The organism is Corynebacterium sp. (assembly GCF_030826625.1).
Lineage (GTDB): Bacteria > Actinomycetota > Actinomycetes > Mycobacteriales > Mycobacteriaceae > Corynebacterium.
In genome coordinates this window covers 69,635-85,347 of record NZ_JAPJNQ010000001.1, presented here as the reverse complement: position 1 = coordinate 85,347, position 15,713 = coordinate 69,635, and the positions used below count along the sequence as shown (strand labels likewise).

The following is a 15,713-nucleotide window of genomic DNA, read 5'->3' as shown; positions in this document are numbered from 1 at the left end:
GCATGTCTTTGACACCGCTTGATTCCATGCGCGCCCCCGCCATCATTTTTGCTGGTCAAGCCTCGGAATGGGAAAAGCAGCTGCATAACGCCGCTGCCAGCCACCACGCCGTCGGCCGCCTGGACAATTACCTGACCCAGGCCCGCAGCCTGGTCAGCCCTTACGCCCGCACCATTGCTTCCACTGTCCCTGGAGCCATGGAGCGCCTGGAAGCGCTCGTGCACGCAGGTTCCCAAGACACCGGCGCCAGCACCTCCAAAACGGCCGCGAACACCGCCAATGACGTTTTCCCAGCCGTCAGCATCCCGGGCATCGTACTCAGCCAGCTGGCCGCCATTGATCAACTGCGCGACCTAGGCCTCACTCTCGACGCCGACTCCCCTGCCTTCGGGCATTCCCAGGGCAGCCTCGGCATCGCCGCCATCAAACACCCAGTCCACGCTCTTGCCCTGGCCATCCTGATGGGCACAGCAGCAAGCGTCGCCCACGGCTCCACCGATTCCCGCTCGCACATGCTGCTCATCCGCGACCTGCCGCGCGAATTCGTCGACACGTGCCTCAGCAACACCGGCTCGGCCGCCATCTCGGTGGTCAACGGCACCCGCGCTTTCGTTGTCTCGGGCACCCCGGACGAGCTCGCAGCGGTCGAAAACAACGTCACAGAACGCGCCAGCGCCTACAACGACGCCCTGGAGGCCCGCGAATTCGGCGGCTCAGAACTTACTCCGAACTTCACCTACCTACCGGTCGCGCTGCCTTTCCACCACGACAGCCTCACCGAAGCCGCAGACCTCACCATCGAGTGGGCTAAGGCCTGCCAACTGGACCTCGGCGACACCGATATCGCCACCGTCGTCCGCGAGATCCTGGTCCACCCATTCGACTGGACCGCGCAGACCGCCCAGATGGTCGACCAACACATCAGCCACGCATTGGTTCTTGACGACGGCCTGGCCAAACTCACCACCCCGCTGGTTGCGGGCACCGGCCTGAGTGTGGTCCCGGCCTGGACGCCGTCGCAACGCGATAACCTCGCTACCCCCGGCGCGCAATTGCCTACTGCGCGCGACTGGTCCGAGTTCGCCCCGCGCCTGGTCACATTGCCGGATGGCAAGACGTACACGCAAACGAAGTTCTCTGCACTGACCGGTTTGTCCCCGATCATGCTCGGCGGCATGACGCCAACCACCGTCGACCCAACCATCGTGGCCGCTGCTGCCAATGCCGGTTTCTGGACGGAGATGGCCGGCGGCGGAATGTATTCCGAAGAGCTGTTCACTGAGCTGAAGAATTCGCTGATCCGCCAGCTGCAGCCTGGACGCACCGTCGCCTTTAACACCATGTTCTTCGATCGCTTCATGTGGAACTTGCAGTTTGGCCAGACGCGCATCGTCCCGAAGGCCCGCGCGAACGGCGCACCGATTACTGGTGTCACCATTTCGGCTGGTGTACCGGAAGCCGACGAAGCCACCGAACTGCTCGCGCAGCTGCGCGCCGACGGTTTCCCATATATTTCCTTCAAACCGGGCACCACCAAGCAGATCCGCGACATCCTGGCCATTGCAGACGCCAACCCGGAGCACCAGTTGATTCTGCAGATCGAGGACGGCCACGCCGGCGGCCACCACTCTTGGCTGGATCTGGATGAGATGCTCATCGACACCTACGCCGCTGCCCGCGAGCGCGATAACGTCACCATCACCGTCGGCGGTGGCATTTACTCGGCGGAACGTGCTGCGGAATACCTGACTGGTACGTGGTCGCAGAAGTATTCTCTGCCGCGCATGCCGGTCGATGGCGTATTCGTCGGCACGGTCGCCATGGCCACCAAAGAAGCCACCACTTCCCCGCAGGTCAAACAGCTGCTCGTTGACACCCCGGGTATCAGCCCGGATACCAATGGCGGTTGGGTCGGCCGCGGTAGCGCCAACGGTGGTGTGGCTTCCGGGCAGTCGCACTTGCTGGCGGATCTCCACGAAATCGATAACTCCTTCGCCGCTGCCGCCCGGCTGATCACCTCGCTGGATCCGGCTGAGTATCAGGATCACCGCGACGAGATCATCACCGCGCTGGCCAAGACCTCCAAGCCGTATTTCGGTGACGTCGAGACCATGACCTACCAGCAGTGGCTGGAGCGCTTCGTTAACCTGGCCTTCCCGTTCATGGACCCAACCTGGCAGGATCGCTGGTTTGATCTGTTGCACCGCATCGAGGCTCGTCTGCACCCGTCCGATCATGGCGAGATCGACACCCTCTTCCCGGACCTGGATTCCGTCGCCGACGCCCCAGCCAACCTGCGCACGCTGCTCGACGCTTTCCCGCAGGCTGCCACCACCACCGTCGCGGCCCGCGATGCTGCCTGGTTTGTCTCGCTGAACCACAAGCACAACAAGCCAATGCCGTGGACCACCGCCATCGATGGGGATCTGAAGAAGTGGTTCTCCAAGGACACCCTGTGGCAGGCGCAGGAGGATCGTTACGACGCCGACGCCGTGCGCATCATCCCGGGGCCGGTCTCGGTTGCGGGCATTACCAAGGTCGACGAGCCCGTCGCCGAGTTGCTGGCCCGGTTCGAAACCGGCACCACCGAGGCCTTGCAGCAGGCTGGCGTCGAGCCAACCGAGCAGTACTCACGCCTGGGTAATGCGAAAACCGCAGAGGAATTCTTGCGCCAGGCCCCAAGCCTGGAGTGGCATGGGCACACCATCGCTAACCCTGCCGTGGAGCTGCCGGCCGAGGCCTTCGACATCGTCAACGACGGCACCGAGGCCGCCCCGCAGTATTCCATTCGCATCAACACCGACTCCTACTGGGATGATCTGCCAGAAGAGCAGCGCCCGTTTTATGTGAAGTCGGTGTCCATCCCCGTCGATCTTTCCGACGCCGTCGCCACTGGTGCTAGCCCAGTCGTCGACCACGATCGCCTGCCAGGTGCCGTCTTTGACCTGTTGGCGGGCTTGGCCGGGGTGGGTTCGATCTCCGAATCCGGCGATGAGATCACTGCTTTGCCGACCATCGTGGAAGGCTCGGTCGGCGAGCAGTACCCGTTCGGTTATGCCGAAGATTCCTTTACTCTGCCTACCACCCTGCTGCAGGCGCACACCGCAGTTACTGGCGCTGGTTTGGGCGACAAACTCACCACCGCCCCGGGCACCCCGGATGTGCTGGTGGGCCCTGCGTGGCCAGCGATTTATACCGCACTGGGCTCTGGCCGCATCGGCGAAGAACACGGTGAGCCTGCTGGCACGGACTACCCCGTTATCGAGGGCTTGCTGAATGCCGTGCACCTGAACCACGTCATTGACCTGCGGGTTCCACTCCACGAACTTGCTCGTGGCAGCAAGGGCGAGAGCAATGCGCGCCGCATCGATGTGAAGTCTTGGTGCTCGGCGATCGACGAATCCAACGCGGGGCGCATCGTCACCGTGGAACTGGAATTGCGCGATCACGAATCCGGCGAGTTGGTGGCTACCCAGATGCAGCGCTTCGCCATCCGCGGCCGCGCCACCGGTGCCAGCGTTCCGGCGCCTGCCCCAGAGTGGGGCGGTGCCGCGCTAGCCCGCGAAGTCGAGTCCACCCCGCGCTCATTTGTGAACCGCGCGACCGTCACGGCGCCGCAGGATATGACCCCGTTCGCGCTGGTCTCGGGCGATTACAACCCGATCCACACCTCCACCAACGCCGCTCGCCTGGTTAATCTTGACGACGCCCTGGTGCACGGCATGTGGCTCTCCGCCACCGCCCAGCACCTGGCTAATACTCACGGCACGGTCACCAGCTGGACGTATTCCATGTTCGGGATGGTCCAGCTCGGTGACAAGGTGGAAATCACCGCCGAGCGTGTGGGCCGCGCTGGTATCCACACGGCATTGGAAGTCACCTGCCGCATCGACGGCGAGGTCGTCTCCGTCGGCCAGGCGCTGTTGGCGCAACCGGCTACCGCCTACGTGTACCCGGGCCAGGGTGTGCAGGCAGAGGGTATGGGCCGCGGCGATCGCAATGCCTCGCCAGCTGCGCGTGAGGCCTGGCGTCGTGCGGATCACCACACCCGCACCCAGCATGGTTTCTCTATCCGCCAGATCATCGACGACAACCCGACGGAGCTGAAGGTGCGCGGCACCACGTTCCGCCACCCGCAGGGCGTTTTGCACCTGACGCAATTCACGCAGGTCGCACTCGCCGTCGTGGCCTATGGCCAAACTGAGCGTTTGCGCGAAAACAATGCGCTGGCTACTGGCGCCATGTATGCCGGGCACTCGCTGGGTGAATACACCGCCTTGGCTTCGCTGGCGAATATCTTCGATTTGGAAGCTGTCATCGACATCGTCTACTCGCGTGGTTCCGCGATGGGCACGTTGGTCGAGCGCGACGAGCACGGCAATTCCAATTACGGCATGGGTGCGCTGCGCCCGAATATGATCGGTGTCAGTGCCGACGAGGTGCAGGATTATGTGGCCCAGGTGGCGCAGGAAACCGGCGAGTTCTTAGAGATCGTCAACTACAACATCTCCGGCCAGCAGTATTCCATCGCTGGCACCAAGGTTGGCCTGGCGGAATTGGCCAAGCGCGCCACAGCCATTGCCCCGCGTGCCTTCGTGACTGTCCCGGGCATCGATGTGCCATTCCACTCCCGCGTGCTGCGCGATGGTGTACCGGCCTTTGCCGAGAAGCTCGACGAGTTGCTGCCGGAGACGTTGGATCTAGATGCCCTGGTCGGACGCTACGTACCGAACCTGGTAGCGCGCCCGTTTGCGCTCACCCAAGATTTCGTGGACGCCACCGCGGCTTTGGCCCCGTCTGGCCGCCTGGACGGTATCGACGCCGCCACGATGGAGCCACAGAAGCTGGCCCGCCTGTTGCTGATCGAGTTGTTGTCCTGGCAGTTCGCTTCGCCGGTGCGCTGGATCGAAACCCAGGAGCTCCTGTTCGGCCGCGTGGAGCAGATCATCGAGGTCGGCCTGGCTAGCTCGCCGACGTTAACCAACCTGGCGCAGCGTTCCCTGGCCGTGGCTGGGGTGAGTTTGCCGGTGTACAACGTCGAGCGCGACCAGGATGTGGTCATGCTTGCCGACGTCACCGAGGCTCCAACAGAGGAGCCAGCCGACGACGAAGCGGCTGGTGCTGACGGTGCTGACGGTGCCGGTGCTTCCAACTCTGCTGCCTCCAGCTCTGCTGCTGCCGACCAAGCCAGCCAGAGCCCGGAGGTCGGCGCCGAGGCTGCACGTCCGACGGAAAACCCGGCACCGTTGGCGGAAGCGGGTCCTGACAGTGCAGGCCCAGCAAGCGCCGCCGCCCCAGCAGCCGCTGCCGGTGGCGACACTGGAGCCGGCGCCCCAGCCGGCGAGCTCAGCTTCACCGCAGCCGAGGCCATCATGACGCTGTTCGCGTTTTCCAACAAGATCCGCCTGGATCAGATCAACGATTCCGATACCGTCGAAGAACTCACCAACGGTGTGTCCTCGCGGCGCAACCAGCTACTCATGGACATGTCCGCTGAGCTGGGCGTTCCTGCCATCGATGGCGCCGCCGAGGCGGATGTCGCTACCTTGCGTGGCCGCGTCGCCACCGCCGCCCCAGGCTACAGTCCGTTTGGTTCGGTGCTCAGCGAGGCCGTCAGTGCCCGCCTGCGCCAGCTCACCGGTGCCGCCGGTGCCAAGCCAGCTGTCGTCGGCGAGCGCGTGACCGGCACCTGGTCGCTGCCGCAATCCTGGATCGCCCACATCGAAGCCGAGATCCTGCTGGGATCGCGTGAAGAAGATTCGGTCCGCGGCGGTTCGCTGTCGACGATCCCGACCACCGCTAGCTCCAAGGCAGAGGTCAACGAGCTGGTCGACGCCGCCGTCCAGCAGGTCGCTGCCCGCCACGGGGTCACGGTCTCGCAGTCTTCCGGTGGTGCCGGCGCTGCGGGCGGTTCCGTGGTCGATTCTGCCGCGCTCAACGAATTCGCCGAGCAGGTCACCGGCGAAAACGGCGTGTTGGCCACCGCCGCGCGCACCGTACTGGCGCAGCTGGGCTTGTCCGAGCCCGCACCGGAAACCCCGGAAAGCGATAACACGCTGTTCGAAACCGTCGAGGCCGAGCTCGGCACCGGCTGGGTCAAGACCGTCACCCCGGTCTTTGATTCGCGCAAGGCCGTGCTTTTCGACGACCGCTGGGCCAGCGCCCGCGAAGATCTCGCGCGCTACGCCCTGGGCCAGGCAGATATCGACATCGAGCGTTTCCGCGGCACCGGCACCACCGTCGCCAAGCAGGCCCGCTGGTGGGCAGCCAATGGTGGGCAGGGTGAGCTGGAGACCGTCGCCAAGCTGGCAGAATCTGAGCTGGAAGGCACCTATGCCGAGGATATTGCGCTGGTCACCGGTGCTGCGCCCGGCTCGATTGCCACTGCGCTGATCGCGCGCCTGCTGGAAGGCGGCGCGACCGTCATCATGACTGCTTCGCGTGTGAGCCAAGCGCGTAAGGAGTTTGCCCGCAAGCTGTATGCCGAGCACGCCATTCCGGGTGCTGCGCTGTGGCTGGTACCAGCGAACTTGTCGTCCTACCGCGATGTCGATGCGGTCATCGACTGGATCGGCACCGAGCAGGTGGAATCCGTCGGCAACGAGGTCAAGCTGCTCAAGCCAGCTCTGATCCCAACCCTGGCCTTCCCATTCGCCGCCCCACCAGTGACGGGATCGCTGGCCGACGCCGGCCCGCAGGCAGAAAACCAAACACGTTTGCTGTTGTGGTCCGTCGAGCGCACCATCGCAGGATTGGCTGGTTTGGCGCAGGCTGGCGTCGACAAGCGCTGCCACGTGGTGCTTCCTGGTTCGCCGAACCGTGGTGTCTTCGGTGGCGACGGCGCTTATGGCGAGGTCAAGGCCGCGCTGGATGCGATTATGAACAAGTGGAAGGTTGAGGCTGGCTGGTCCGACGGTGTCACCCTGGCCCAGGTTCTGATCGGCTGGGTGGCCGGTACGCACCTGATGGCTGGCAACGACGGACTGGTTCCGGCCGTGGAAGCCGCAGGTATTCGAGTGTGGAATCCGGATGAGATTTCCCACGAGTTGATGAGCTTGGCCTCTGCCGATTCCCGCACCCAGGCTGCCAGCGCCCCACTGCACCTGGATCTCACCGGTGGTTTGGGTGACACGTTGAACATGGCCGAGCTGACTGCCCAGGCAGCGGCGAATGCGGAACAAGCCGCAGCGGCCGCCGCCGAAGCTGCAGCCAACGCCCCTGCCGCCCCGGCCACCATCACTGCCCTGCCGAATATCGAGGTCCCTGCACAGCCGGAACGCGTCGAAACCGGTGAGATCACCACAGATCTGGATGACATGATCGTCATCGCGGGTGTCGGTGAAGTCTCGTCCTGGGGTTCGGGCCGCACCCGTTTCGAGGCGGAATACGGCATCCAGCGCGATGGCTCCGTGGAGCTGACCGCCGCCGGTGTTCTGGAATTGGCCTGGATGACGGGACTGGTCAACTGGGCTGAAGACCCAACCCCAGGCTGGTACGACGCCGATGGCACGGCTATCGCCGAAGAAGAGATTTACGCACGCTTCCGCGATGAGGTCGTCGCCCGCGCCGGTGTGCGCACCCTGTCGGATAAATACCACCTGCAGGATCAGGGTTCGATCGACTTGGCGACGGTCTTCTTGGACCGCGACATCAGCTTCACCGTGCCATCCGAGGCCCAGGCCCGCGATATCGAAGCTGCTGACCCAGCCTTTACCCGCGTGGCCGAAGCCGACGGTGAATGGCAAGTCACCCGCCTGCAGGGTGCCACCGCGAAGGTGCCGCGCAAGGCAACGCTGACGCGCACGGTGGCGGGCCAGATGCCAGATAACTTCGACCCAACACGCTGGGGTATTCCGGAGCACATGGTCGATGCGCTCGATCGCATGGCCGTGTGGAACCTGGTCACCGCCGTCGACGCCTTCATCAGCGCCGGGTTCAGCCCAGCGGAGCTGCTGCAATCGATCCACCCAGGCAATATTGCTTCCACCCAGGGCACCGGTATTGGTGGCATGGAATCGCTGCACAAGGTCTTCGTCGCGCGCTTCTTGGACGAGGAGCGTCCGTCGGACATCCTGCAGGAAGCTCTGCCGAACGTGATCGCTGCGCACACCATGCAGTCGCTGGTCGGCGGCTACGGTTCGATGATTCACCCGATCGGTGCGTGCGCGACCTCGGCGGTTTCCATCGAGGAAGGTTGCGACAAGATCAAGCTGGGCAAGGCCGATGTGGTAGTTGCCGGTGGTATCGACGACGTGCAGGTGGAATCGCTGGCCGGCTTCGGTGACATGAACGCGACCGCGGAAACGAAGAAGATGACCGACCAGGGCATCGACGAGCGCTTTATCTCCCGGGCGAACGACCGTCGCCGTGGTGGCTTCTTGGAGGCCGAAGGTGGCGGAACCGTCCTGCTGGTGCGCGGTTCCTTGGCCCGTGAGCTAGGCTTGCCGGTCTATGCGGTGGTTGCACACGCGGCGTCCTATGCCGATGGTGCGCACACCTCGATCCCTGCCCCGGGCCTGGGTGCGTTGGGCGCTGGCCGGGGACGTGAAAACTCGCGCCTGGCAAAGTCGCTGCGTGGTCTGGGCTTGCACCCGAACGACGTGACCGTGTTGTCCAAGCACGATACTTCCACCAACGCCAACGACCCGAACGAGTCCGAGTTGCACTCCATGCTGTGGCCTGCCGTCGGCCGCGATGCCGATGCCCCATTGTTTGTGATTTCGCAGAAGTCGCTGACGGGCCACTCGAAGGCTGGTGCCGCGCTGTTCCAGACCGGCGGTTTGATCGACGTCTTCCGCACCGGCCGCGTGCCGCACAATGCGGCGCTGGATTGCGTGGATCCGCTGATCGAGCCGAAGGCGAAGAACCTGGTGTGGCTGCGTGAAGGTGTTGCGCTTGCCGACGCAGGGCGTCCGGTGAAAGCCGCCGTGCTGACATCGCTCGGCTTCGGTCACGTTGGTGCCGTGGTGGTCTATGGCCACCCTGGTGTCTTCGAGGCTGCGGTGGCTGCGCAGTTCGGTGAGGACGCTGCTGGTGCTTGGCGCGAGCAGGCCAATGCTCGTCTGGCCGCTGGTGCCGCGCACCGCGAGGCTGGCATGATTGGCCGCCGCGCGCTGTTCAGCGTGATCGAAGGCCGTCGTTTGCCGGAGCAGAGTTCGAAGGAGGCCGAGATTGCGTTGTTGCTTGACGACGACGCCCGCCTCGGCGTCGACGGCACCTACCCGCTGCCTGGTGCCGCTGGGTAGTCTGACTAGATTGCACGCAGTGGTTGTCTAGTCTGCGTGCACCAGCTGCCTAGACTAGCTTGGCTGCGTGCAGAAGCTGGGCGGTGTGCTCTGGCATGCTCCAACCGGGCCCTCGGGCCCGGTTTTTTCATACCCGAAAGGCCGACCATCGCGGTACCACCTACACCCCGCCTTACTGCAACAGGGATATACTGTTTTCACTTCTGTCACTCGCTACAGTCAGGTGGCTAACTTTTCGCCCCATTTACTTTGGAAAAATCATTTCTGGAAAGGCTTCAGACGTGAAAAAACTTGCCGCAATTTTCGGCTCGTTCACCATCATTGCGAGCTTGTTTTCGTCCCCGCTCCAGGCACATGCTAACCCTGCGGGTTCCAGCGATTCGGCGCGCTCTGGCGCCGTGGTAAATCTTGCTTCTTCCGCACCTGCCCTCCCCGCCAGCTCTCTTGTGCCGCGCTGGGATCATTTCCAGCTGGGCTCGCAGATCCTGGAGTTTTTCCACAACTCCACCGATGAGGCCTACCGCGCGTTTTACGCAACGCTGCCCAAAGAGGTTCAACAGCTATCGTCTACTCCACAACCGCGCAGCAAGCCGACTCCACCGAACATGCAGCCTGGTTATCAACCACCAGCACCAGTCGCCCCGAATGGTGATTGCTCGAACTGCGTTGCCCTCACCTTTGACGATGGCCCGCAACCGCCCACCAACCGGATTCTGGACACTCTCGACGCGAAGCAAACAAAAGCAACGTTTTTCGTGCAAACCCCGATGGTGCACGCTCTGCCTGATACGGCACGTCGCATCGTCAACTCGGGCCACACCATCGGCAATCACGGTACGACGCACGTGAACTTCGCACTGAGCAGCCCAGCACGGGTCAATGCCGAGATCGCGCAGAACACCCGGGCTGTGCAATCTGTAACGGGAACGACCCCGCGCTGGTTGCGCCCACCGTACGGCGCGCACAATGATCACGTCGTGCAGGCAGCGCGTGCGCACGGGATGGGGCTCGCGCTGTGGGATGTCATCGTCTTCGACTGGCGCGATCGCAATGCTCAGACCGTCTGCGAGCGTTCGGTCAACCAAGCCGACGGCGGCGAGGTGGTACTGCTGCACGATATCCACAACACCACGGCGGATGCGACCACCTGCATCATCGACGGGCTGCGCGCCAAAGGCCTCGAACCAGTCACTTTGGACCGCCTGCACGGCGCCCCAGAACCTGGACGGGTCTACGGCACCCGCTAGGTTAAGCTGCGTTATTCAGGGCCGCGTTATTCAACCGCTGCACAAACTGCTGTGGTCGGTCCACCGTCACGCGGTAGGTTTTGCCATCTGTCATCTCCAGCGCCAAGTTTGCCGCGCCCGCGTGCATGGACAATGCACCTCCGACGAAGTGCACGCCGAAGGTATTACGTTCCAATGGCAAAGGATCCTGTGGAATAGCAGCTTCCTTGATATCTGCAAAGTTGCAGGTTTTTAGAGGGACCCACAGGACTTTGATTTTTAGCGTCTGCTGCTTCTGGTCTAACTGAGTGTCGATGTGAAACAACACGACGATTGCCGTCACGATGACCATGGGAAACGCCATCCAACTCATCACGAGCAGGAACCAGATGGTGATCGCTACTATCACTGCGACCACCACCCAGCGAGCAGCGTTGTATCCAAAAACTTGTGAATGTAGACGAGATTGTTGATTCGCCATAAGGAATTCCGCCTTCAGGGATTAGAGTGTCACGTAAACCCAGGGTACCCAAATAATTCGCGAAAGCTTTTGGGATTCTACATTTCTCGGCGACCCCATTTAAGATGTCTCCAGAACTCGTCGGTAAGCACGCCACGCCGCCGCGAAAACACTCACTCGACTGATCCTCCTGGAGCCCACCTATGTCGCCTCGCCGTAAACTGTCGCCTCGCCGCACACTTTTCCGCCGCGCTAGTGCCCTAGCGTTAACCGCCACGCTCAGCCTGCCGGTTGTCGCCACTGTCTCATCTTCGACCGCCCCACAGGCGCAGGCCCAACAATTCTCCAGCGAGACCAGCTCGCGCATCGCCTTCGACGTATCTTCCGAACCAATGGCCGACTGGTCGAAAGACCCCGCGGTGCAAGGCCACGTGCTCGACGCCCTCCAGTTCTTCCAGAACCACACCCCTTGGCACCAGCTACCGATGTGGAATCTCTGGGGCTCACCGACGCCGTACCCGATCGAAAACGAGCGGGATTTCGCCGAGCCACGCCTGGTTCACCGCGAACCGGACGAGCGTTTCGACGTCGAGCGCCTCTACGTAGAATCCCCGGCTATGCGTCGCGTCGTGCAAGTCCAGGTGCAATACCCAAAGAATCGCAAAACGGCAGCACCAATGCTGTATCTTCTCGACGGTGTGTCAGCGCCACGCCAATCCGGCTGGCTACGCAAAGGCGATGTGCAAGGCACCATGGCGAATGAGCACGTCACCACCGTCATGCCGGTCGAGGCCGGTGGCACCAACTACACCGACTGGAACGAGACCGACCCATACCTGGGCCGCGCGAAATGGGAGACCTTCCTGACCCAAGAACTGCCCGGCGTGATGGAGCAGCAAAGCGGCATCGCCTTCAACGGCGAGCGTTATATCGGTGGGCTGTCCATGGGCGGATCAGCGGCCATCCGCTTAGCCAACCTGTACCCGCACCTGTATTCCGGCACTTTCTCGGTCTCGGGTTGTTATTCGTCGACAAGCACCGCGGGCCGCGCCTATTTCAACTTGGGCTCCCGCGTCATGGGTGGAAACCCAGATCTGATGTGGGGCACCGGCACCACTCCAGAGCGCCTGCGTAATGACGTGATTGCTGACCCCAAAGGCATCGCCCAGATGCCGGTGTATATCTATTCCGCCAATGGCCACGCCACCCAGCACGATATTGATCTGGCCCGCAGCGAAGGCGTACCGACGTTTTTCGGCAACATCACGCTGGAAAAACTCACCAACCAGTGCACCGCGGAACTGCAACGTTCGCTGCAAGAAAAAGGTCTGATGCACGAGGGCATTGAATTCGACTTTGCGCCAACCGGCATCCACGACTGGCCGTATTACAAGCAGCAGCTTCCGGTCGCCTGGGCCAGCGTCACGAAAGGCAAATACACCTATAAATAGGGCATTCCCGGGCGGTCTAGTGCACTCCCGGGCGATCTAGGACGGTCTAGCAAGCCGATATACTGGGGCGATATGAAACTTTCGCGCACTTTTACCGCCCTGGTCGCCACGTCCGCGCTCACCCTGGCCGCGTGTTCCAACGCGCAGGAGACCGCCGACGAGGTGGCAGATAACGCTACCGAGCAGGCCTCGCGCGCAGTTGAATCCGCTACTAACGCCGCAGGCAGCGCGGCCGACGATGCAAAAGATGCCGCTTCGGACGCAGCCGACCAGAAATACCCCGACATCCTATCTGCCGAGCTCTCCGGCCCCGACGGCGGCGAATACGACATCGCCGTCACCGTCTCCTCGCCGTACGATTCTCCAGATCGCTACGCCGACGGCTGGCGCGTGCTCGACGAAGACGGCAACGTGCTAGCCGAACACGAACTCGCTCACGATCACGCCAACGAGCAGCCTTTTACCCGCTCGCGCGGCCCTTTCGTCATCCCCGAGGGCGTCGCCAAGATCACCGTCGAAGGCCACGACCAAGAACACGGTTACGGCGGCGAGACCATCACCATCGATGTGCCGCGCTAAGCCGCACCCGCGCTAAAGTACAGCCCTACCCTGCGCCGTGCGCGTCTCGCAGCTAGATTTCCAACCCGATCCACAGCGGCTCGGGCTCTAGTTCTACCCCAAATTTCTCATATACCCCGGCGCGGACTTCGCGGGCTAGCTTGACGACGTCGTCTGCACGGGCACTTCCGCGGTTAGTGAGTGCCAGCGTGTGCTTCGTAGACAAGCGCGCCGGCGCTTGTTCGCCCGGGTAGCCTTTTGCAAAACCTGCCCGCTCAATCAACCACGCTGCCGACAGTTTCACCAGTGCTTCGGCTTCGCCGGTAGCTTCCCCACCGCAAGCCCCTGCGGCACCGGAACCCCCAGTGGCAGAACTCCCAGTGGCCATGCTGCCTACCTCCACCGGGAAGCGCGGCATGCCCGCAGCCTCGTCGGCACCCAGCTCAGCGGCGACCACCTGGGTGATCTCGTCGGCAAGCGATTCTGGCACCACCGGGTTAGTGAAAAACGAACCCGCCGACCAGGTGTCATGATCCACCGGATCGTGCACCATGCCCTTGGAACGACGCAGGCCCAGCACCTCCTCGCGCACGCTAGCCGGATCGCGGCGCTGGCCAGGCTCACCCGCCAACTGGCCGAAACGCAGCGACGCCGAGAGACCATCAGTGTGCAGCTGAAACTCCACCGCGAGCACCACCCCACGCGAGGTGAACTTCAAATTCGAATAGCGATACGCCAAATCGAGCGCGTCGGCAGGCACCCATTCGACGGTGCCGGTGGCACGATCCAGCAGCTGCACGCGGGTGAGCACATCTGCGATCTCCGCGCCATAAGCGCCGACGTTTTGCACCGGGGTTGCACCGGCCGAGCCTGGAATCCCCGACAAACACTCCAGACCACCCAGGCCAGCGTCGATGCTGGCGGCGACTACCTCATCCCACACCGCGCCGGCGCCTGCGCGCAGCAGGCCGGTGGAAGGCTCGATCTGCAAGTGATCGTCGTCCATGATCACGGCAACGAGATCTAGCGGAGCATCAGTGACCAGCAAATTGGAACCGCCACCCACAATCAGCAGCTCCACCCCAGCGGTATCCAGGGCGCGCACCACCGCAGCGGCGGCCTCGCTGGTGCTAACGCGCACCGCAGCCTGCGGCGCACCACCCAGGTGGAACGTCGTGAGTTCCGCAAACTCGACGCCATCGACGTGGGTGAGCGAGCCATCGTCGACAAGCGCGCGCAATTCCGGATTTTCTAGGGCCTTGTTTGCTTGCGTCTTAAAATCATTCATCACTTTCACAGGGTAGTCTGTAGGGCATGTCTACCCGTAGCGAAAACACAGTAACGATTAACCAATCCGCCGAAAAAGTGCACCAGGCACTGACTAACGAGAAGTACTGGGCATACATCGCCGAAAACCTCTCCCCAGAACCAGGTGAGCTCAACCAGTTCGCAAACAACGAGGCCACCTTGTTCGAGCTGCTGCCAGTCACGATTTTGCCGGAGGCTGTGCGCGCGATGGTTTCGCAGTCACTGAAGGTCAAGCGCACCGTCAAGGTCGGCGAGCTGGCTGGCGACAAGGCCGAGCTTTCCTACACCGCTGATGTCAAGGGCACCCCGGTCGACTTTAAGGGCACAATCAAGCTGGAAGGCCAGGGCGAGACCACGACCCTGAGCTATACCAACGATGTTTCCGTCAACATCCCGATGATGGGCGCAGCCATCGAGCCTAAGGTCGGCGAGGCCTTGGACGAGCTGTTCAGCAACGAGGGCGAGCTCACCGAGAAGTGGATTAGCGAGAACCTCTAAGCTGCGTGCGGCTCTCAACTGCGTGCGGCTCTCAGAAGCCACCAGGTTCCGGCTTATCTGAGAGTAGAACGCACGCTAGACTATGGCTATGCCAACTAGCTCTCAGCCAACTAGCTCCAAAGCAAAATCATCTGCCGCAACCGCCTGGAAAGTTATCGTCGCCGTCTTGGTTGCGGTGTTGGTCCTGGTGTTGCTGGCGGAATTTGCCGCGCGTTTTTTCATTGGTCAGCAGCTGCGCTCTAGTTTCCGCGAAGATATCGAGGAGCAGGGCATCGAGATGACCGAAGACCCCGAGGTTTCTTTCGGTTCCAGTCCGGTGTTGTTCGGCCTGGTCAGTGGCAAGCTCAACGAGGTCAATATTGATACCCCGTCGACGTTGCAGCAGGATGCCGAGGGCTCATACAAGGGTATGCCCGCCTCGCACGTGCACATGGAGTCCATGACTCTCAAATCCGGCGAGGCGGAATTTTTGCGTACCCGTTCGGAGCTTCCCGACGATTATCTCACCCACACCATCCAAGAAGGGCTGCGCGAACAACTCGGTGGCGCGGGCTTTTGGGGCGAGCTGGTGGTTTCGGACATCACCACGGATAAGGCTGCTGAAACCATCAGCATCAAATTCTTGTCCGGCGCGGCTAATCTCTCGTTGCGCCCCCATGTCGACGAAGCCGGCAACGTCGCTTTCGAAGCTTCCGAAGCAAAACTACTAGGCTTCACGCTTCCCGACGGCGCTGCCGATGGCATCGCAAAATCTTTGAACGAAAATCTGCGTGGGGCCACAGGCGGCCAGCTGGATATCACTGCGATCGAATTCAGCGAAGACGGTTTGCTGATCACCATGGAAGGCAACAATGTAAACCCCGCGCAGATGAGTAAAGAGTTAAACTCAACGCCTCAAGGTAATACGCCAACCCGACAAAGCTAGACTAGCTTCCCTACTCGTCCAGGTATTTTTGACGCTAGGCTG

Annotated in this window: 8 protein-coding genes; 6 read left to right on the top strand and 2 right to left on the bottom strand. The window is 62.3% G+C overall.

Annotated elements, in window-relative coordinates; genetic code table 11:
- The first annotated feature begins 2 nt into the window (after nucleotides 1–2).
- On the top strand, nucleotides 3–9,245 hold the full coding sequence (locus RCH87_RS00355; RefSeq protein WP_306514764.1) for a polyketide synthase: 9,243 nt from the start codon (nucleotides 3–5) through the stop codon (nucleotides 9,243–9,245).
- 281 nt (nucleotides 9,246–9,526) lie between these two features.
- Complete coding sequence (locus tag RCH87_RS00350; protein ID WP_306514763.1) at nucleotides 9,527–10,492, top strand: polysaccharide deacetylase family protein; 966 nt, start codon at nucleotides 9,527–9,529, stop codon at nucleotides 10,490–10,492.
- 1 nt (nucleotide 10,493) lies between these two features.
- Here RCH87_RS00350 and RCH87_RS00345 read toward each other — a convergent pair whose 3' ends face one another.
- Nucleotides 10,494–10,952, bottom strand: a complete 459-nt coding sequence (locus RCH87_RS00345; protein WP_306514762.1) for a hypothetical protein — start codon at nucleotides 10,950–10,952, stop codon at nucleotides 10,494–10,496.
- Nucleotides 10,953–11,134: 182 nt separating this feature from the next.
- Between RCH87_RS00345 and RCH87_RS00340 the strand changes: the two genes are divergently transcribed.
- Nucleotides 11,135–12,382 carry an alpha/beta hydrolase family protein gene (locus tag RCH87_RS00340; protein ID WP_306514761.1) on the top strand — a complete coding sequence of 416 codons (1,248 nt, stop codon included), beginning with the start codon at nucleotides 11,135–11,137 and terminating at the stop codon, nucleotides 12,380–12,382.
- Nucleotides 12,383–12,454: 72 nt separating this feature from the next.
- A complete protein-coding gene (locus RCH87_RS00335) occupies nucleotides 12,455–12,961 on the top strand; it encodes a hypothetical protein (RefSeq protein WP_306514760.1) in 507 nt (168 codons plus the stop codon).
- A 52-nt stretch (nucleotides 12,962–13,013) separates the two neighbouring features.
- Here the strand turns inward: RCH87_RS00335 and RCH87_RS00330 are convergent, their stop codons facing one another.
- Nucleotides 13,014–14,228 (bottom strand): UDP-N-acetylmuramate dehydrogenase, encoded by a 1,215-nt coding sequence (locus tag RCH87_RS00330; RefSeq protein WP_306514759.1) that lies wholly within the window; start codon nucleotides 14,226–14,228, stop codon nucleotides 13,014–13,016.
- A gap of 26 nt (nucleotides 14,229–14,254) precedes the next feature.
- Here RCH87_RS00330 and RCH87_RS00325 point away from each other — a divergent pair, with 26 nt between their 5' ends.
- Nucleotides 14,255–14,746 (top strand): DUF2505 domain-containing protein, encoded by a 492-nt coding sequence (locus RCH87_RS00325; protein ID WP_306514758.1) that lies wholly within the window; start codon nucleotides 14,255–14,257, stop codon nucleotides 14,744–14,746.
- A gap of 88 nt (nucleotides 14,747–14,834) precedes the next feature.
- Complete coding sequence (locus RCH87_RS00320) at nucleotides 14,835–15,671, top strand: DUF2993 domain-containing protein (protein ID WP_306514757.1); 837 nt, start codon at nucleotides 14,835–14,837, stop codon at nucleotides 15,669–15,671.
- The last annotated feature ends 42 nt before the right edge of the window (nucleotides 15,672–15,713 follow it).